Source organism: Burkholderia sp. NLJ2 (assembly GCF_049487195.1).
GTDB classification, from domain to species: Bacteria; Pseudomonadota; Gammaproteobacteria; order Burkholderiales; family Burkholderiaceae; genus Burkholderia; species Burkholderia pyrrocinia.
On the sequence record NZ_CP137808.1, the window covers coordinates 3090218 to 3109510 of the forward strand.

16 protein-coding genes are annotated in these 19293 nt (G+C 67.7%); 5 read left to right on the forward strand and 11 right to left on the reverse strand.

The features are described 5' to 3' along the window. Positions 1–155: 155 nt before the first annotated feature. The 5 genes from R9B84_RS14250 to R9B84_RS14270 form a co-directional block, all read right to left on the reverse strand. Positions 156–1187 (reverse strand): Tim44 domain-containing protein, encoded by a 1032-nt coding sequence (locus R9B84_RS14250; protein ID WP_423758419.1) that lies wholly within the window; start codon positions 1185–1187, stop codon positions 156–158. 41 nt (positions 1188–1228) lie between these two features. Beyond that, positions 1229–1960 (reverse strand): bifunctional demethylmenaquinone methyltransferase/2-methoxy-6-polyprenyl-1,4-benzoquinol methylase UbiE, encoded by a 732-nt coding sequence (ubiE, locus tag R9B84_RS14255; RefSeq protein WP_072443509.1) that lies wholly within the window; start codon positions 1958–1960, stop codon positions 1229–1231. Positions 1961–2012: 52 nt separating this feature from the next. Then, complete coding sequence (locus R9B84_RS14260) at positions 2013–2426, reverse strand: gamma-butyrobetaine hydroxylase-like domain-containing protein (RefSeq protein ID WP_034179009.1); 414 nt, start codon at positions 2424–2426, stop codon at positions 2013–2015. Then, positions 2423–2866, reverse strand: a complete 444-nt coding sequence (locus R9B84_RS14265) for an HIT family protein (protein WP_034179010.1) — start codon at positions 2864–2866, stop codon at positions 2423–2425. The genes R9B84_RS14260 and R9B84_RS14265 overlap by 4 nt, the downstream gene beginning before the upstream one ends. Before the next feature lie 87 nt (positions 2867–2953). After that, entirely contained in the window at positions 2954–6985 is a 4032-nt protein-coding gene (locus R9B84_RS14270; RefSeq protein WP_423758420.1) for a DUF3683 domain-containing protein, read from the reverse strand. A 578-nt stretch (positions 6986–7563) separates the two neighbouring features. On the opposite strand from R9B84_RS14270, the gene ilvA reads away from it, so the two are divergent. Further along, complete coding sequence (gene ilvA, locus R9B84_RS14275) at positions 7564–9087, forward strand: threonine ammonia-lyase, biosynthetic (protein WP_423758421.1); 1524 nt, start codon at positions 7564–7566, stop codon at positions 9085–9087. 12 nt (positions 9088–9099) lie between these two features. Then, positions 9100–9930, forward strand: coding sequence for an NADPH-dependent 7-cyano-7-deazaguanine reductase QueF (gene queF / locus R9B84_RS14280; protein ID WP_423758422.1), 831 nt, complete (start codon positions 9100–9102; stop codon positions 9928–9930). Between the two features lie 123 nt (positions 9931–10053). Here queF and R9B84_RS14285 read toward each other — a convergent pair whose 3' ends face one another. The 3 genes from R9B84_RS14285 to R9B84_RS14295 all read right to left on the reverse strand — a co-directional run bounded on the left by R9B84_RS14285 (position 10054) and on the right by R9B84_RS14295 (position 12996). Further along, on the reverse strand, positions 10054–10440 hold the full coding sequence (locus tag R9B84_RS14285) for a RidA family protein (RefSeq protein ID WP_423758423.1): 387 nt from the start codon (positions 10438–10440) through the stop codon (positions 10054–10056). 133 nt (positions 10441–10573) lie between these two features. Further along, positions 10574–12055: an N-acyl-D-amino-acid deacylase family protein gene (locus tag R9B84_RS14290; RefSeq protein WP_423758424.1), complete on the reverse strand. Its 1482-nt coding sequence runs from the start codon at positions 12053–12055 to the stop codon at positions 10574–10576. A 2-nt stretch (positions 12056–12057) separates the two neighbouring features. After that, positions 12058–12996 (reverse strand): MurR/RpiR family transcriptional regulator, encoded by a 939-nt coding sequence (locus R9B84_RS14295; RefSeq protein WP_423758425.1) that lies wholly within the window; start codon positions 12994–12996, stop codon positions 12058–12060. A gap of 119 nt (positions 12997–13115) precedes the next feature. Here R9B84_RS14295 and R9B84_RS14300 point away from each other — a divergent pair, with 119 nt between their 5' ends. Next, positions 13116–14396 (forward strand): amino acid deaminase, encoded by a 1281-nt coding sequence (locus tag R9B84_RS14300; protein WP_423758426.1) that lies wholly within the window; start codon positions 13116–13118, stop codon positions 14394–14396. A gap of 154 nt (positions 14397–14550) precedes the next feature. Continuing rightward, the gene (locus R9B84_RS14305) at positions 14551–15132 is read left to right on the forward strand and encodes a DJ-1/PfpI family protein (RefSeq protein WP_423758427.1); all 582 of its coding nucleotides are present in this window, start codon (positions 14551–14553) and stop codon (positions 15130–15132) included. 112 nt (positions 15133–15244) lie between these two features. Here the strand turns inward: R9B84_RS14305 and R9B84_RS14310 are convergent, their stop codons facing one another. Both R9B84_RS14310 and R9B84_RS14315 read right to left on the reverse strand, forming a co-directional pair. Continuing rightward, complete coding sequence (locus tag R9B84_RS14310) at positions 15245–15691, reverse strand: MarR family winged helix-turn-helix transcriptional regulator (RefSeq protein ID WP_423758428.1); 447 nt, start codon at positions 15689–15691, stop codon at positions 15245–15247. Between the two features lie 35 nt (positions 15692–15726). Further along, a complete protein-coding gene (locus R9B84_RS14315; protein ID WP_423758429.1) occupies positions 15727–17322 on the reverse strand; it encodes an MDR family MFS transporter in 1596 nt (531 codons plus the stop codon). 107 nt (positions 17323–17429) lie between these two features. Between R9B84_RS14315 and R9B84_RS14320 the strand changes: the two genes are divergently transcribed. Then, positions 17430–18272, forward strand: a complete 843-nt coding sequence (locus tag R9B84_RS14320) for an EcsC family protein (protein WP_423758430.1) — start codon at positions 17430–17432, stop codon at positions 18270–18272. Here R9B84_RS14320 and R9B84_RS14325 read toward each other — a convergent pair. Further along, positions 18242–19204 (reverse strand): alpha/beta hydrolase, encoded by a 963-nt coding sequence (locus tag R9B84_RS14325; RefSeq protein ID WP_423758431.1) that lies wholly within the window; start codon positions 19202–19204, stop codon positions 18242–18244. The two genes, R9B84_RS14320 and R9B84_RS14325, sit on opposite strands and share 31 nt — an antisense overlap. Between the last annotated feature and the right edge of the window lie 89 nt (positions 19205–19293).

Here is a 19293-nt window from a genome sequence, read left to right on the forward strand (position 1 = left end):
AAAGAAAAAACCCGCGCAGGCCGGGCGCCCACGCGGGTTTCTATTGTAACGTCGGATCGTCGGCAGACCGTGCCCGACCGTACACCCGGGCGGCAAGCGGTCGCAGTGCCGCGGCCGTCGCCCAGGCGGCCGGCGGCGCGGGCCGCCGGTCACGCTCAGTGCGTGTTGAGTTGCTGGATGCCCGCGAGCAGCCAGCCCTGACTGCCCGACTTCGACAGGTTCCACACTTCGTCGAACGGCGCGGCCGATGCGTTCGCCGATTCGCGGATCAGGCCGTGGAAGCGCACGCTCGCCGACTGCTCGATGCCGCGATCCTCGATCGCGACCAGTTCCGCGTCGAGCTGCACGACGTCGGTCTGGTTCGACTCGTTGCCGCGCGAATCGAGGTCGATCTTGATCTCGGCGAACATTTCGGGCGTCGTGAACTCGCGGATGTCGGCCAGGTTGCCCTGGTCCCACGCGGCCTGCAGGCGCACGAAATAGACCTTTGCGCTGCGCAGGAACGCTTCGGTGTCGAAGCCGGCCGGCACCTGGAGCGGTGCGGCCGCAGCCGCTGCCGCGCCGGCAGCCGCGGCACCGCCGCCGAACACGCCTTGCGCTTCGTTCGCGTAGCTGCTGCCGCTGCCCGCATAGTTGCTGCCGGTGTTGCCCTGCTGGAACGACGGGCTTTGCGAGTAGCCGCCCGACGACGATGCCGAACCGCCGACCGAATACGCCGGCTCCTGCGGGCGACGGCGGTTCATGAACTTGCGCACCAGCCAGATGCCGACCATCGCGAGCAAAGCGATCACGATGACGTTCGCCATCATGCTCGCGAACGCGCCGCCGAGGCCGAAGTGCGACAGCAGCGCCGCGATGCCGAGGCCGGCCGCGAGACCGGCGATCGGCCCGAGCCAGCGCGAGCGGTTGGGCTGCGCGGCCGGTGCGGGCGCGGCCGGATTCGCACGCTGCGCCTGCGACGGCGCGGCCTGCTGCATCGGCTGCTGCGCGGGCGGCGTGGCCTGGCGCTGCGTGACGGTGGAGTTCTGGCGGCCGATGCTGCGCCCGCCGCCCATGCGCTTGGCTTCGGCGTCGAGCGATGCGAACGTGCCGGCCGTGAGCAGGCCGACCATCAGCAGCGTGCCGACCCGTCGAGCCCACGGCTTCGACGGCTTGCTACGGTTGAACAACGAACGCGATTCGGACATCACTTTCTCCAGATGTAAGGCGAATGTATGGAAAGAACCCCTTAGTACTTGGTTCCCATGTGTAAAGCTACCACGCCACCTGACAAATTGTAATATTTGACGGCATCGAGGCCCGCTTGTTCCATCATCGTCTTCAGCGTGTCCTGGTCGGGGTGCATCCGGATAGATTCAGCAAGATACCGGTAACTTTCGGCATCTTTCGCGAACTTGTCGCCAAGCCACGGTAATACTTTGAAAGAATACAAATCGTACGCTTTTTTCAGCGGATCCCAGACTTTCGAGAATTCCAGCACCATCACGCGGCCGCCGGGCTTCGTCACACGGCGCATTTCCGCCAGCGCGGCGTCCTTGTGCGTCATGTTGCGCAGCCCGAACGCGACCGTGACCACATCGAAGTAGTTGTCCGGAAAGGGAGTTTTCTCGGCGTCGCACAGCAGCGACGGCGTCACGATGCCCTTGTCGAGCAGCCGGTCGCGGCCGACGCGCAGCATCGATTCGTTGATGTCCGTGTGCCAGACCTCGCCGGTCGGCCCGGCCGCCTTCGCGAACGACTTGGTCAGGTCGCCGGTGCCGGCCGCGATATCGAGCACCTTGAAGCCGGGGCGCACGTTCGCCTGCGCGATCGTGAACGCCTTCCACGCGCGGTGCATGCCCGCCGACATCAGGTCGTTCATCAGATCGTAGTTGCTCGCGACCGAATGGAACACACCCGCCACTTTCTTCGCTTTTTCGTTTTCCTCGACGCTTTCGAAGCCGAAGTGGGTTTTGCTCATCGCGTTGATCCTCAGTAAATGGCAAGACGGCGCCGAGCGGGCGCCGTCGATTTCAGTGGCAGTGGCCGTGCGGCGCCGCGGCCGCCTGCATCGGGGCGTCGCGATCGGCGCCCGCCGCCTTCAGTTTGTCGAAATAGTCGCGCCACAGCGCGTCCTGCTGCGTCGCCAGTTCGTACAGCAGGTCCCACGAGTAGATGCCGGTCGAATGGCCGTCGGAGAACGTCGGCTGCAGCGCATAGTTGCCGACGCCTTCGAGCGCGGTGATCGTCACCTCGCGCTTGCCCGTCTGCAGCGTCTCCTGGCCGGGCCCATGGCCGCGCACCTCGGCCGACGGCGAATAGACGCGCATCAACTCGAACGGAATCCGGTAGCTGTCGCCGTTCGGGTACTGCAATTCGAGCACGCGCGACACCGCGTGCACGACGACGCCGGACGGAATCGGCGTCGTGGAAGTCAAACCGCTCATGGCTGCCTCGAATCGGTCGTTCGTTGAATTTCCTCGCGCACCGCATTGTGCAGCAGCGAGGCCTGCGCGGCGCGCGTGCGCAGCAGCGCCTCGGACACGCCGCGCTGGCGCGGCGCCCACACGGGCTGCGGGAAATGGGCGTCGTTCGAGAAGCGCGGGATCACGTGCCAGTGCACGTGCGGCACCATGTTGCCGAGGCTCGCGAGATTCACCTTGTTCGGCTGCATCACACGGCGCACCGCCCGTTCGACCGCATAGACCACGCGCATCAGGTGGGCCCGCTCGGGCTCGCCTAGATCGGAGAATTCGGCCACGTGTGCGCCCCAGATCACCCGGCAGAAGCCCGGGTAGTCGTGCTCGCCCGTCGCCAGCACGACGCGCAGCGCGTCGTCCCGCCAGAGCAGCTCGCCGCCGTCTTCACGGCAAAACACGCATTCCATCGTCGCTCCCATGTGGACGGGCGCCCGCGCAACAGCGCCGGCGCCCGCTCTCATCCCAAGCCCGGTCGGGCGGTCGTCATGCCCGCATTAGACCAGCACGCGCTCGATCCCGCCATGGTTCGCGCGTGCGACATAATCGGCCATCCAGTTCTCGCCGAGCACCTGGCGCGCGATCTCGACCACGATGTAGTCGGCCTCGATGTTCGCATCCTCGTTGTAGCGCGACAGGCCCTGCAGGCACGACGGGCAGCTCGTCAGGATCTTCACGTCCGGGCCGTTCGCGGCCGCTGCGGCCGGCGCCGGTGCGCTCGCCTCGCCGGCCACGACCGGGATGCCGCGCAGCTTCGCCGCGCCCTTGCGGATCTCCTCTTCCTTGCGGAAGCGGACCTGCGTCGACACGTCCGGGCGCGTGACCGCGAGCGTGCCCGATTCGCCGCAGCACCGGTCGTTCTTCTCGATCCTGTAGCCGTCCTTCTCCGTGCCCATCAGCTCGTTGACGAGCTTGACCGGGTCCATCGTCTTGATCGGCGTGTGGCACGGGTCGTGATACATGTAGCGCGTGCCCGTCACGCCGTCGAGCTTCATCCCCTTCTCGAGCAGGAACTCGTGGATGTCGATGATCCGGCAGCCCGGGAAGATCTTGTCGAATTCATAGCCGGCCAACTGGTCGTAGCAGGTGCCGCACGACACGACCACCGTCTTGATGTCGAGGTAGTTCAGCGTGTTCGCGACGCGGTGGAACAGCACGCGGTTGTCGGTGACGATCTTCTCGGCCTTGTCGTACTGCCCCGCGCCGCGCTGCGGATAACCGCAGCACAGGTAACCCGGCGGCAGCACCGTCTGCACGCCGGCTTCCCACAGCATCGCCTGCGTCGCGAGCCCGACCTGCGAGAACAGGCGCTCGGAGCCGCAGCCCGGGAAGTAGAACACCGCTTCCGAATCGACGGTCGTCGACTTCGGGTTGCGGATGATCGGCACGATCTTGTTGTCCTCGATGTCGAGCAGCGCGCGCGCCGTCTTCTTCGGCAGGTTGCCCGGCATCTTCTTGTTGACGAAGTGGATCACCTGCTCGACCACGGGCGGCTTGCCAACGGTCGCCGGCGGGTGCTGCGTCTGCTTCGTCACGACCTTCTTCAGCATGTCGTTCGCGAAGCGCTGCACCTTGTAGCCGACGCCCATCATCACGCCGCGCGCGACGTTGATCGTCTGCGGGTTGGTCGCGTTCAGGAAGAACATGCCCGCCGCGCTGCCGGGATTGAACTTCTTCTTGCCCATCTTGCGCAACAGGTTGCGCATGTTCATCGTGACGTCGCCGAAGTCGATCTTCACCGGGCACGGCGTCGCGCACTTGTGGCACACCGTGCAGTGGTCGGCCACGTCGTTGAACTCGTCCCAGTGCTTGATCGACACGCCGCGGCGCGTCTGTTCCTCGTACAGGAACGCCTCGACCAGCAGCGATGTCGCGAGGATCTTGTTGCGCGGGCTGTACAGCAGGTTCGCGCGCGGCACGTGCGTCGCGCACACCGGCTTGCACTTGCCGCAGCGCAGGCAGTCCTTCACCGAATCGGCGATCGCGCCGATGTCGGACTGCTGCATGATCAGCGACTCGTAGCCCATCAGCCCGAAGCTCGGCGTGTACGCGTTGCGAAGATCCGCGCCGTCGAGCAGCTTGCCCTTGTTGAAGCGACCGTTCGGGTCGACGCGCTGCTTGTACGCGCGGAACTCGGCGATCTCGTCGTCGGTCAGGAACTCGAGCTTCGTGATGCCGATCCCGTGCTCGCCGGAGATCACGCCATCGAGCGAGCGCGCGAGCTTCATGATGCGTGCAACCGACGCGTGCGCGTCCTGCAGCATCTCGTAGTTGTCGGAGTTGACCGGGATGTTCGTGTGGACGTTGCCGTCGCCCGCGTGCATGTGCAGCGCGACGAACACGCGGCCGCGCAGCACCTGCTTGTGGATCGCCTGCGCCTCGTCGAGGATCTGCTTGAACGCGCCGCCGTTGAAGATCGCGCGCAACTCCGCGCGGATCTCCTGCTTCCACGAGATGCGGACCGTGCGATCCTGCGTGATGTGGAACACGGTCGCGCCCGGCTGCTCGTCCGCGCGATCCGCGAACTTCTCGGCCAGCGCCTCGTAGCCGAGTTGCACGAGGTAGTGCTGCGCCTCGCGCAGCGGCTGGTCGAGCCGGTCGCGCACGAATTCCCAGCGCGCGCGCACGCGCTTGAGCAGCTCCAGCGCCTGCTGGACGCGGTCTTCGAGCAGCTCGGCGCTCGGGATCTCGTTCGCGTCGTCGGTCTTGCCGAGCGGCAGGTTGCCGGCGCGGAAGAACGCTTCGAGCGCGTCGACGAGCTGCAGCTTGTTCTTCAGCGACAGCTCGATGTTGATCCGCTCGATGCCGTCGGTGTACTCGCCCATCCGGTTCAGCGGGATGACGACGTCCTCGTTGATCTTGAACGCGTTCGTGTGCTTCGCGATCGCGGCCGTGCGGCTGCGGTCGAGCCAGAAGCGCTTGCGCGCCTCCGCGCTGACCGCGACGAAGCCCTCGCCGCTCTTGCCGTTCGCCATCCGGATCACTTCGGACGTCGCGTGCGCCACGGCGTCCGCATCATCGCCGACGATGTCGCCGATCAGCACCATCTTCGGGAATGAATTGCGCTTGCTCTTGGTCGCGTAGCCGACCGCGCGCAGGTAGCGCTCGTCGAGGTGCTCGAGGCCCGCGAGGATCGCGCCGCCCTGCTTCGACGTTTCGAACAGGTAGTCCTTGATCTCGACGATGCTCGGGATCGCCTCGCGCGCCTGGCCGAAGAATTCGAGGCAGACGGTGCGCGTGTGCGCGGGCATCTTGTGCAGCACCCAGCGCGCGGACGTGATGAGCCCGTCGCAGCCTTCCTTCTGCACGCCCGGCAGGCCGGCGAGGAACTTGTCGGTCACGTCCTTGCCGAGCCCTTCCTTGCGGAACCGGCGGCCTTCGATCTCGAGCATCTCGGTGCGCAGCAGCTTCTCGCCCGGCGCGTATGCGCCGTCGAACCACTTCAGCTCGAAACGCGCGACCGGAATGTCGTGGATCTTGCCCTGGTTGTGCTCGTGGCGCGTGACCTCGAGCCAGTTGCCGTCCGGGTCGACCATCCGCCACCAGGCCAGGTTGTCGAGCGCGGTGCCCCACAGCACGGCCTTCTTGCCGCCCGCGTTCATCGCGACGTTGCCGCCGATGCACGATGCGTCGAGCGACGTCGGATCGACCGCGAACACGTAGCCGGCCGCCTCGGCCGCCTCGGTCACGCGGCGCGTCACCACACCCGCGCCGGAGAAGATCGTCGGCACCTTGTGCGCGACGCCCGGCAGCTCGGTCAACTCGACCGCGCCGAGCTGTTCGAGCTTCTCGGTGTTGATCACCGCGGAGAACGGCGTGAGCGGCACCGCGCCGCCCGTGTAGCCGGTGCCGCCGCCGCGCGGGATCACGGTCAGGCCGAGCTCGAAGCAGGCCTTGATGAGGGCGGCGATCTCGGCTTCGCTATCGGGCGTCAGCACGACGAACGGGTATTCGACGCGCCAGTCGGTCGCGTCGGTGACGTGCGACACGCGCGACAGCCCGTCGAAGCGGATGTTGTCCTTCTGCGTGCAGCGGCCGAGCGCCTTGGTCGCACGGCGGCGCAGGTCGGCCATTTTTTCGAATTCGTCGGCGAACTCGTCGACCGCACGCTGCGCGGCCGCTTCGAGCATCTCGACGCGCAACGCGCGCTCGCGGCCGGCATCGTCGCGGTGCGCGGTGAGATCCGCGCTGCGGCGCTTGCCGATCTCGGTCAGGCGGTGGTTCAGCGCCTCGATCAGCAACGCGCGGCGCTTCGGGTTGTCGAGCAGGTCGTCCTGCAGGTACGGATTGCGGCGCACGACCCAGATGTCGCCGAGCACTTCGTACAGCATCCGTGCCGAGCGACCCGTACGGCGTTCGGCGCGCAGTTCGTCGAGCACCGACCACGCCTCTTCCCCGAGCAGGCGGATCACGATCTCGCGATCGGAGAAGGACGTGTAGTTGTAGGGAATCTCGCGCAACCGGGGCGCGGGGTCGGCGGCGACGGCGGCGGCCGCGCCATTCGGATCGAAAACTTGTGGTGCGTTCATGTTCGGACGACTCGGAGGGCCGATACCCCGTGCACGGGCGTCGGCAAGCGCGTGGGCGCAATCTTGGGGAAATCTGTTCTGTTACCAGGCGCGCGGCTGTCCTTCATGGGGCCGGAGCGGGCGTTGACTCGCCCCTCCTGGCCGGCGACAGGGCCTGGCGGCACTCGGAACCATCAGCACGATCGCGCGCGGCGCGCATGCCGTTCCGCCGCGGGGCTGGCTGCGCGCGGCGTCGGCTTCAACGGGGCGATCCGAGGGTGCCTCTGCATCTTCCGATCCTTGATTCAAAACGGAATTCTAACCCATGATCGGGCCATGCGTGACACGCCGGACAGGTCGTGGGGCTATCGCCGCAAGCCGCGCCAGGCCTGGTTCGGCGCGGTTTCGTGCGATCATTCGCCGCCCGTCCGGTCGGTAACCGCGCGGTTAAGCCGGTAAAAACGGGACGCCCGGCGTCGCGAATGCGCCGCCCGCGCGGCCCCGCGACCGCGCGCCCGGCATGCCGCTTGCATGCGGGCGGACCCTTGGCGCTATCATTGATCTTTTATCGTCTGCTTCCGCACTGCACGCGAGCGCCCATGGCACCCCACGATTACCTGAAGAAAATCCTCACCGCGCGCGTCTACGACGTCGCGATCGAGACGGAACTCGAACCCGCCCGCAACCTGTCGGCCCGGCTGCACAACCCCGTGTACCTGAAGCGCGAGGACAACCAGCCGGTGTTCTCGTTCAAGCTGCGCGGCGCGTACAACAAGATGGCGCACATTCCGGCGGACGCGCTCGCGCGCGGCGTGATTACCGCGTCGGCCGGCAACCACGCGCAGGGCGTCGCGTTCTCGGCGGCCCGGATGGGCGTCAAGGCGGTGATCGTCGTGCCGATCACGACGCCGCAGGTGAAAGTGGATGCGGTGCGCACGCACGGCGGCCCGAGCGTCGAGGTGATCCAGGCCGGCGAGTCGTACAGCGATGCGTACGCGCATGCGGTCAAGGTGCAGGAAGAGCGTGGCCTCACGTTCGTCCACCCGTTCGACGATCCTTACGTGATCGCCGGCCAGGGCACCATCGCGATGGAGATCCTGCGCCAGCACCAGGGCCCGATTCACGCGATCTTCGTGCCGATCGGCGGCGGCGGTCTCGCGTCCGGTGTCGCCGCGTACGTGAAGGCCGTGCGCCCGGAGATCAAGGTGATCGGCGTGCAGGCCGAGGATTCGTGCGCGATGGCGCAGTCGCTGAAGGCCGGTGAACGCGTCGAGCTGACCGAGGTCGGCCTGTTCGCGGACGGCACCGCGGTGAAGCTCGTCGGCGAGGAAACCTTCCGGCTGTGCCGCAAATACCTGGACGGCGTCGTGACCGTCGACACCGACGCACTGTGCGCGGCGATCAAGGACGTGTTCCAGGATACCCGCAGCGTGCTCGAGCCGTCCGGCGCGCTCGCGGTCGCGGGCGCAAAGCTGTACGCGGAACGCGAAGGCATCGAGAACCAGACGCTCGTCGCGGTCACGTCCGGCGCGAACATGAACTTCGACCGGATGCGCTTCGTCGCCGAGCGCGCGGAAGTCGGCGAGGCGCGCGAAGCCGTGTTCGCGGTCACGATCCCCGAGGAGCGCGGCAGCTTCAAGCGCTTCTGCTCGCTCGTCGGCGACCGCAACGTCACCGAGTTCAACTACCGGATCGCCGATGCGCAATCCGCGCACATCTTCGTCGGCGTGCAGATCCGCCGCCGCGGCGAATCGGCGGAGATCGCCGCGAACTTCGAGTCGCACGGCTTCAAGAGCGTCGACCTGACGCACGACGAGCTGTCGAAGGAACATATCCGCTACATGGTCGGCGGCCGCTCGCCGCTCGCGCTCGACGAGCGCCTGTTCCGCTTCGAATTCCCGGAGCGGCCGGGCGCGCTGATGAAGTTCCTGTCGTCGATGGCGCCGGACTGGAACATCAGCCTGTTCCACTACCGCAACCAGGGCGCGGACTACAGCTCGATCCTCGTCGGGCTGCAGGTGCCGCAGGCCGATCGCGCCGAGTTCGAGGGCTTCCTCGCGGCACTCGGTTATCCGTATGTCGAAGAGAGCGCCAACCCGGCTTATCGCCTCTTCCTGTCGTAAAGGCGTCACGCAATGAATCCCGAACATTCCCCGCTCGGCAAGGCCACCGTCTACGCAGCCCGGTACGACGCGTCGCTGCTGTTCCCGATCCCGCGCGCCGGCGCGCGCGAGCAGCTCGGCATCGCGTCGGCGCTGCCGTTCTTCGGCACCGACATCTGGAACGCGTACGAACTGTCGTGGCTCAATGCGCGCGGCAAGCCGCAGGTCGCGGTCGCGACCTTCTACGTGCCGGCCGAATCGCCGAACATCGTCGAATCGAAGTCGTTCAAGCTGTATCTCGGCTCGTTCGCGCAGTCGAAGTTCGACTCGATCGACGCGGTGCGCGACACGCTGAAGCGCGACGTGTCGGCCGCGTGCGGCGCGAGCGTTGCCGTGCAACTCGTGTCGGCGCACGATTTTGGCAAGCTTGAGATGGAAGAACTCGACGGGCTGTCGCTCGACCGGCTCGACCTCGACACCGACGTGTACGAACCCGATCCGTCGCTGCTGTCGGCCGCCGACGCCGAGGACGAAGCGCCGGTCGAGGAGACGCTCGTGTCCGACCTGCTGCGCTCGAACTGCCCGGTCACGGGCCAGCCCGACTGGGGCAGCGTGCAGATCCACTACGTCGGGCCGCAGATCGATCATGCCGGCCTGCTGCGCTACATCATCTCGTTCCGCAACCACACGGGCTTTCACGAGCAGTGCGTCGAGCGGATCTTCCTCGACATCCTGCATGCGTGCAAACCGGTGAAGCTCGCGGTGTATGCGCGTTACACGCGCCGCGGCGGGCTCGACATCAACCCGTTCCGCACGAACTACAACCAGCCGATGCCGGACAACGCGCGGACGGCGCGGCAGTGACGGCGGCAGGCGGTCGCCGCGGGCCGTAGCGGCGTCGCGTCGTTGTGGCGACCTCAAACACAACAGCCCGGTCGGCTTTAACCGACCGGGCTGTTGTGCTGTGCGCGGATAAGCGCAGCCGCGTTACTTCGCCGGCGCCTTGTACGCGATGCAGTCGACCTCGACCTTGCAGTCGATGACCATGCTCGACTGCACGCACGCGCGTGCCGGCGGATGCTCGCCGAAATACGAGATGAACACCTTGTTGAACGACGCGAAATCGCGTGCGTCGTCGAGCCACACGCCGCAGCGCACGACGTGTTCGAGGCCGTAACCGGCTTCCTTCAGGATCGCGATCACGTTCTCGATCGTCTGCTTCGACTGCGTGACGATCCCGCCTTCGACGACCTCGCCGCTCACCATCGGCGTCTGGCCCGACACGTACAGCCAGCCGTCGGCCTCGACCGCGCGTGCGAACGGCATCACCTGGCCGCCGGTCCCCTTCGCTTCGCCTACGCCATATCGCTTCATCGTTTCACTCCTTGTTTCGTCGACCCGGGCACGCGCGTCAGCACCGCACCGGATCCCATGCAACGCACGGTTGCGGATGCGCGCGCCGACAGCGGCACACGCGGGAAGATCGGAACAACAGCCGCGTCCGGACTCAGAACGCAACCTCGGCACTCGCCGGCACGCGCTCGCCGCGCGCGACGAAACCGCCGGCGCGCTCGCCGGTCGGCTGGCCGTTCTCGTAGGTCAGCACGCCGTTCACCCACACGGCATCGATCCCGTGCGCGGGCTGCTGCGGCTTCTCGAACGTCGCGGCGTCGATCACGCGCGCCGGATCGAACAGCACGAGATCCGCGTGGTAGCCGACATGCACCTCGCCGCGCCGCGCGATCCCGTAGCGGCGCGCGGACAGCGACGTCATCTTGCGGATCGCCTCCTCGAGCGGCAGCAGGTTCGTGTCGCGCACGTAATGGCCGAGCACGCGCGGGAACGCGCCCCACAGCCGCGGGTGCGGCAGCGGATCGTTCGGCAGGCCGTCGGAACCCACCATCGTCGCGGGGTGCGACAGGATCCGCCGCACGTCGTCCTCGGACATGTTGTGGTACACCGCGCCGGCCGGGCGGATGCGCTGCGCGGCTTCCTGCTCGGTCACGCCCCAGTCGGCCGCGATCGCCTTCAGCAGCTTGCCCGCGACTTCCGGGTGCGGCTCCGACCACGTGATCGTGATGTCGATGTCGCCCGTCACCTGCTTCAGGTCGAGCGTCGACGAGCTGCGGCTGTACGGATAACAGTCGCAGCCGACCGGCTGGTAGCGGCGCGCGCCTTCGAGCGACGCGAGCACCTCGGTGCTGCGCCCCCAGTTCGACGGCCCCGCGCACTTCAGGTGCGAGATCACGACCGGCACCTGCGCATGGCGGCCGACGCGATACGCCTCGTCCATCGCGTCGAGGATCGCGTCGAACTCGGTGCGCATGTGCGTCGTATACAGCGCGCCCGCGTTCGCGAGCGGCTCGGCGAGCGCCATCACTTCCTCGGCCGGCGCCGCGAACGCGGAGCCGTACGCGAGGCCCGACGACAAGCCGAGCGCGCCGTTCGCGAGCGCTTCTTCGAGCTGCACGCGCATCGCGGCGATCTCGCCGTCGGTCGCCGCGCGGTCGAGGCGGTCCATCTGGTTGTTGCGCAGCGCCGTGTGACCGACGAGCGCCGCAACGTTCACGGCCGGACGCGCCTCGTTCACGGCTGCAACGTAGGCGGCGAAGGTCGGGTACTGGAACGCGCCGCGCTCGCCGAGCAGGTTCATCGGGTCGGGCGGATCGCCCGCGAGCGTCACCGGCGACGCGCTGATCCCGCAGTTGCCGACGATCACGGTCGTCACGCCCTGCGAGATCTTCGGCAGCATCTGCGGCGCGCGGATCACGTGCGTGTCGTCGTGCGTGTGCACGTCGACGAAGCCCGGCGCGAGCGCGCGGCCGTTCGCATCGACGACGGTCTCGGCGAGCCAGTTCGACAGGTTGCCGATCGCCGCGATCACGCCGTTGCGGATCGCGACGTCGCGCGTGACGGGCGGTGCGCCGGTGCCGTCGTACAACTGCGCGCCGACGATCAGCGTATCGGCGGCTTCGGGATGCGAGTGCATGGTCAGTCTCCTACCGGTTGACGGTCTCCGCCGCCGCGATGCGCATCGAGCGCATGCTTGATGCGGCGCAGCGATTCTCGGCCCGCATCGCCGAGCCGCAGCGCGACTCCGGTGACGAGCACGTCGATCGCCATCATCATCGCGTAGCGCGACGTCGACGGCTTGTAAATGAAATCGGTTTCGAACGCGACGACCGGGATCAGGTGGTCGGCGAGCTTCGCGAGCGGCGACGCCGGCGCAGTGATCGCGATCAGCTTCGCGCCGTAGCGCTTCGCGAGCCGGCAGCTTTCGAGCAGCTCGGGCACGCGCCCGCTCACCGACAACGCGACGACGACCGCGTCGCGCGACAGCGTCGCGGACACCATCCGCTGCAGCAGGCTGTCCTGATAGCTCGCGACCGGCCGGCCGAAGCGCACGAGCCGGAAGCGCAGCTCGTCGGCGAGCGCGGTCGAGCCGCCACCCTGCCCGTACACGTAGATCATCTTCGCGCCGGCAAGCAGGTCGGCCGCCGCGTCGAACGACGTGTTGCGCAGCAGCTGGTGGTTGTGCGCGAGCGCCACGCGGATCTCGTCGTAGACGACCGACGCGGGGCTCGCGTCGGCGGCCGGCGCACCGTCGGACGGCACCAGAAAGCGCTGGCCGACGGCCGCCGCCTGCGCGACGAGCACCTTCAGCTCGCGCACGTCGCGGCAGCCGACGGCCTTCGCGAAACGCGTGACCGTCGCGACGCTGACCTCCGCGTCGCGCGCAAGCGCGCCGATGCTCGCATGCGCGGCGCGCGCGAGATCGGCGAGGATGAACGTGGCGACCTTGCGCTCGGCATCGCGCAACTCGGGCGCGCATTCGGCGATCCGCGCGACGATGTCGAGGACCGGCGGGGCGGCCGAAGCCGGATGGGGCTCGGCCGCGAGCGGAGCGGACGGGGTGACGGGCGTATTCATCTGCGGAAAAGGGTGCGAAGCTCGATGTTACTAAATAACATCACCGCGCCGATGCTACTTTCTGTACCATCGGCATGTCAACTTCAGTGCAATGCATAGTGATGATGGAGCGGGATGACATGAAAGTTACAAACTATCAGGAAGCGACGATCGATCCTTTTGGCAAGGGCCTCGGCAACGTGCCGAGCGCCAGCGTGCCGCTCGGCGACGCGGGCCGGCTCGAGTGGAACCTGCTCGCGGAAGACGTCAGCCTGCCGGCTGCCGTGCTTTACGAGGACCGCATCGAACACAACCTGAACTGGATGCAGGCGTTCGTCCAGCAGTATGGCGTCAAGTTCGCGCCGCACGGCAAGACGACGATGGCGCCGCAACTGTTCCGCCGCCAGCTCGACGCCGGCGCATGGGGCATCACGCTCGCGACCGCGCACCAGACGCAGGCCGCGTATCACGGCGGCGTGCGGCGCGTGCTGCTCGCGAACCAGCTCGTCGGCCGCCATAACATGACGATCATCGCCGGGCTGCTGTCCGATCCCGACTTCGAATTCTTCTGTCTCGTCGATTCCGCCGAAAGTGTCGACCAGCTCGGCAGCTTCTTCGGCGATGCGAAAAAATCGCTGAACGTGCTGCTCGAACTCGGCGTGCCGGGCGGCCGCGCGGGTGTGCGCGACGCCGCGCAGCGTGAGGCCGTGCTCGCCGCGCTCGCGCGCTATCCGGACACGCTGAAGCTGGCCGGCATCGAACTCTACGAAGGCGTGCTGAAGGAGGAAGGCGAGATCCGCACGTTCCTGCAAGGCGCGGTCGCGCTCACGCGCGAGCTGGCCGACGCGGGCCGCTTCGCACGCACGCCGGCGATCCTGTCCGGCGCCGGTTCGGCGTGGTACGACGTGGTCGCGGAAGAATTCGCGAAGGCGTCCGACGCGGGCTTCGCGGAAGTCGTGCTGCGCCCGGGCTGCTACCTGACTCACGACGTCGGCATCTACAAGAAGGCGCAGACCGACGTGTTCGCGCGCAACCCGATCGCACGCACGATGGGCGAAGGGCTGCTGCCCGCGCTGCAACTGTGGGCGTACGTGCAGTCGGTGCCGGAAGCCAATCGCGCGATCGTCGCGCTCGGCAAGCGCGACGCGGCATTCGACGCGGGCCTGCCCGAGCCGGCGCGCCACTTCCGCCCGGGCCGCGACACCGCGCCGCGCGACGTCGCCGCCACCGAAGGCTGGGCCGTGACCGGGATGATGGACCAGCACGCGTACCTGCAGATCCCGCCGGGCGCCGACGTGAAGGTCGGCGACATGGTCGCGTTCGACATCTCGCATCCGTGCCTGACGTTCGACAAGTGGCGCCAGGTGCTCGTGCTCGATCCGCAGTTCCGCGTGACGGAAGTGGTCGAAACGTTCTTCTGACGCACATTGCGCGCGCCGCCCCGCCGCTCGCGCGGGGCGGCCGTCACGCGCGCTTCAATCTGCCGGAGTACACTGCGCTTTCGTCCTCGGGGCCCCTCGAGGCCGTTGCGCACGGCGCGAACGGGCCCTCAACGCTGCTTCACTGGAGAAAGCCATGGCCGCGAAGAAGATCCTGTTCCTGACCGGCGATTTCGCCGAAGACTACGAAACGATGGTGCCGTTCCAGGCGCTGCAGGCCGTCGGCCACCACGTCGACGCAGTCTGCCCGGGCAAGCGCGCGGGCGACAAGATCAAGACCGCGATCCACGATTTCGAAGGCGACCAGACCTACACCGAGAAGCCCGGCCACCAGTTCACGCTGAACGCGGCGTTCGACGACGTCGACGCAACGCGCTACGACGCGCTCGCGATCGCGGGCGGCCGCGCGCCCGAATACCTGCGACTCGACCCGAAGGTGATCTCGCTCGTGCGCGAGTTCGCCGAAGCCGGCAAGCCGATCGCCGCGATCTGCCACGCGGCGCAGCTGCTCGCGGCCGCCGACGTGATCCGCGGCAAGCGCATCTCGGCCTACCCGGCCTGCGCGCCCGAGGTGAAGCTCGCGGGCGGCGAATACGCGGACATTCCGGTCGATGCAGCCGTGACCGACGCACCGTTCGTCACCGCGCCCGCATGGCCCGCGCATCCGGCATGGCTCGCGCAGTTCCTCGCGCTGCTGGGAACGCGCATCGAGCTGTAAACCCGAGGTGAATTGAGTTGAGATGAAGCGCCGGCCAGCGGCGGGATGTCGCGCCCGCTTGCCGACCGCGATCGGTTGCGGGCGCGGCGTACGCGCCTGCCCGCGCCGCGCTTCAGCGCGCGACCGGCGTCGAAGCGACGTCAGCGATCCGCGATTCCAGCATCGCCAGCGCGCCCGACAGCGCATTCAGCACGTCGTCCGGCAGCTGCGCCATCGTCTGTTCGAGAAACACCTTGCGGCGCGGCAGGCACGCGTCGAACGCGGCGCGGCCGTCGTCCGTCAGCGTCACGTTGGTCACGCGGTTGTCGCGTGCGTCGGATTCGCGCTCGATCCAGCCGAGCGCGTCGAGCGACTTCAACTGGCGCGTCAGCGCGCCCGGATCGATGCGCAGCACTTCGACGAGCTTCTTCTGCGACGAATGCCCGCCCATCGTGTGCAACGCGACCATGATGCGCCAGCGCGGCATCGGCTGCCCGACGTGCGCTTCGAACGCGGTCATGAACGCGCGATACGTGCGTCCGAATTGCTGCAAGATCGCGACGCGGTCCTGTTCTTCCATGCGCTGATTTCGTTTCCGGTGAATCGTTGAATCGTTCAATCGGCCGCGACGTGCGGCTCGATCTTGTGCCGCAGCGCGATCGGCGGCACGCGGCGGCACTGCCACACCGACACCACGGCGACGACGGCCGCCATCGCGACGCCCAGGTGAATCGCACTGACGAGCGATTCGCGGGCCGCTTCCAGCAGCAGCGCGCCATTATGCCCGGCACGCGTCAGCTCGGCGACGAGACCGCTTTGCGCTGCGCGGTCGATCAGGATCTGCGGATCGGCGAGCTGCGCATGCCACTGCATCGCGTGGTCGGCCGACAGCGCATTGCGCACGCCGCCCGAATACATCTGGTTGACGAGCGTGCCCGTCAGCGCGGTGCCGATCATCCCGCCAACCATCCGCAGCGATTGCAGCAGCGCCGTCGCGATGCCGAGATGCTCGCGGCCGGCCGCCTGCTGCGCGAACACGGTGAGGTTCGGCAGCACGAAACCGAGACCGATGCCGCCCGCGACCATCAGCGCCATCAGCATCCAGGTCGGCGTCGTGTGCGTCGACACGACGATGCCCGCGCATGCGATCGCGAACAGCACGAAGCCGACGTGCAGCATCGCGTTCGGATTGCGGATACGCGTGACGACGCGGCCGTTCATGATGCTGCCGATCGTGATAAACACGACGAGCGGCGTGATCACGAGCCCGGCCTCCTTCGGCGACATCCCGAAGCCGCCCTGGAACAGCAGCGGCGCGTAGAACAGCAGCGAGAACATCGAGAAACCGCCGAGGATCGCGAGCACGAACAGCGCCGACAGCGCGCGGTTGCCGAACATGTCGAACGGCAGAATCGGCTGCGCACAGCGCTTCTCCCAGTGCCACAGGGCAACGCCGGCCCCGACCGCGACGACGAGCAGCAGCGACGCCCAGCTCGCGACGCCGTACTTCGGCAGCCATTCGACGAACAGTTGCAGCGCGCCGAGCGATAGCGCAATCAGCAGCGCGCCCGGCCAGTCGAGCCGCATCTTGCGATCGTGCTCGACATGGCGCAGGTGCGGCAGGTAGCGCCACACGAACAGCAGCGACAGCAGGCCGACCGGCAGGTTCACGTAGAACACCGAGCGCCAGCCGAACGACTGGGTCAGCACGCCGCCGAGCGACGGGCCGACCGCGTTCGCGATGCCGAACGCGGAGCTCATCAGCACCTGCCAGCGCAGCCGCACGACGGAATCGGGGAACAGGTCGGGAATGCACGCGAACGCGGTGCCGACCAGCATCCCGCCGCCGATCCCCTGCAGCCCGCGCGCGAGCACGAGGGTCAGCATGTCGTTGGCCATCCCGCACAGCACGGACGCGCCGGTAAACACGACGATCGACACGATCACGAACGGCTTGCGGCCGTAATAGTCGCCGAGGCGGCCGAAGATCGGCACCGTGATCACGGAACTGAGCAGGTACGAGGTCGCGACCCACGCGTACAGGTCGAAGCCCCTCAACTCGGCGACGATGGTCGGCAGCGCGGTACCGACGACGGTCTGGTCGAGCGCGACGAGCATGGTGACGAACGAGATCCCGATCATCGCCAGCAGCGACTCGCGGAACGGCAAGACTTGCCCGCTCGAATGGTGGGCGGCAGTATGGACGGCCATTTTTTGTTGATGCAACTTTTGACGAGTCAACCAATCTCAAAATTCTAGCATGCCGGAGTAATCTAGGCCGGCTATCGTCAAACCGCCCTCGGCCGCCAAGGAGAATGATGGAACCGATTTCAATCACCCCCGCGACGACGCTGTCGCAGGAGGATCGGGACGCGCTGCGGCGCGCGAAGCAGGTGCTGGAAAGCCCGTCACTGACGATGAAGCTGACGGGCGTGCTCGGCGCTCCGATCGAGAAGATGATCGCCCGGCTGCCGGATTTCGCGACCGGCAAGATCAACGATGCGACGCAGCTCGCGCTGCGCAAGTGCCTGAACATCGCGCTGCGCACGCTCGGCAAGCCGCAGACGCCGGACGCCGAGCCCGAGAAACCCAGCAACCTGCTGCACAAGCTCGCGGTCGCGACGACCGGCGCGGCGGGCGGTGCGTTCGGTTTTCTCGCGCTGCCGGTCGAGCTGCCGGTGACGACCACGCTGATCTTCCGCTCGGTGTGCGACATCGCGCGCAGCGAGGGCGAGGACCTCGCGTCGGTGGAGTCGCAGCTGCAATGCCTGGCCGTGCTCGGCATGGGCGGCAACCCGGACAAGCAGGAAGAGGACGCCGATCTCGGCTATTTCGTGCTGCGCGGCGCGCTCGCGCAGGCGATCTCGAAGGCGTCGTCGGACATCACGACGAAAGGCATCGCCGCGCACAGCTCGGCGGCCGTGTTCAAGCTGGTGCAGACGGTGGCATCGCGCTTCTCGGTGCAGGTGACCGAGCAGATGGCCGCGAAGTCGATCCCGGCGATCGGCGCCGTGCTCGGCGCGACCGTCAACACGCTGTTCATCGACCACTTCCAGCAGATGGCGCACGGCCACTTCACCGTGCGCCGGCTCGAGCGCAAGTACGGCCCGGTGGCCGTCAAGACCGCCTATCAGGCTATCGACGCCTCGCCGGCGCGCTGAACCGCGCGTTCGACGGCGACGCGGCGCAGGAACGCGGCCGCGCGGTCGAGCGCATCGCGCGCCTCCGGCACCATCGGCGCGTAAAGCTGCCACACGTGCGGCATGTCCGGCCACACCTCGATCTCCACCGGCACGCCGGCCGCCTCCGCCTTCTCGGCGACACGGCGCGAATCGTCGAGCAGCACCTCGGTGCTGCCGACCTGGATGTACAGCGGCGGCAGGCCAGCGAAATCCGCATAGAGCGGCGATGCGTACGGATGCGTCGCCGGCGCGTCGCCGAGGTACAGCTTCGCGGCCTTCGGCAGCGCCGCGCCGGCGAACATCGGATCGGCGCCGTCGTTCGTGCGCAGCGTGTCGCCGGTGGCCGCGAGATCGGTCCACGGCGAGAACAGGATCGCGCCGGCCGGCAACGGCTCGCCGCGGTCGCGCAGCGCGACGAGCGTCGCGAGCGCGAGGCCGCCGCCCGCCGAATCGCCGCCGAGCACGATCGACTCGGGCGGCGTGCCGAGCGCCAGCAATTGCCGGTATGCGGCCAGCGCATCGTCGAGCGCGGCCGGGAAGCGGTTTTCCGGTGCGAGCCGGTAGTCGAGCGAGAACGAGCGCACGCCCGCGCGCTTCGTCAGGCCGAACACAAGCGGCCGGTGGGTTCTCGTCGAACAGAAGTAATAGCCGCCGCCGTGGAAATACAGCAGCGTGCGGCCGGGCCCGCGACCCGCGCCCGCGTCGGTGCGCTCGAGCCATTCGCCGCGCAGCGGCGCGTCGCCCGCGCCATAGCACTGGCGCAGCCGGTAGCCCGACGGCGCGCGGCGCGGCACGACCATCCGCAGGTCGGTAAAGCGCCGTGCGCGGGCCGGATCGACCACCTCACGCGTGGTCTCGGGACGGAACTGCCAGCGCAGCAGCCAGCAGGCGAACTTGCTTTGCCAACTCATCGGACGCACTCCGTATTCGCAGTGTGACGATGGTACGTGCGATCGTTCCCGCGCCGCTCGACAGGTGCCTCTATATCAAACGCCGGCAC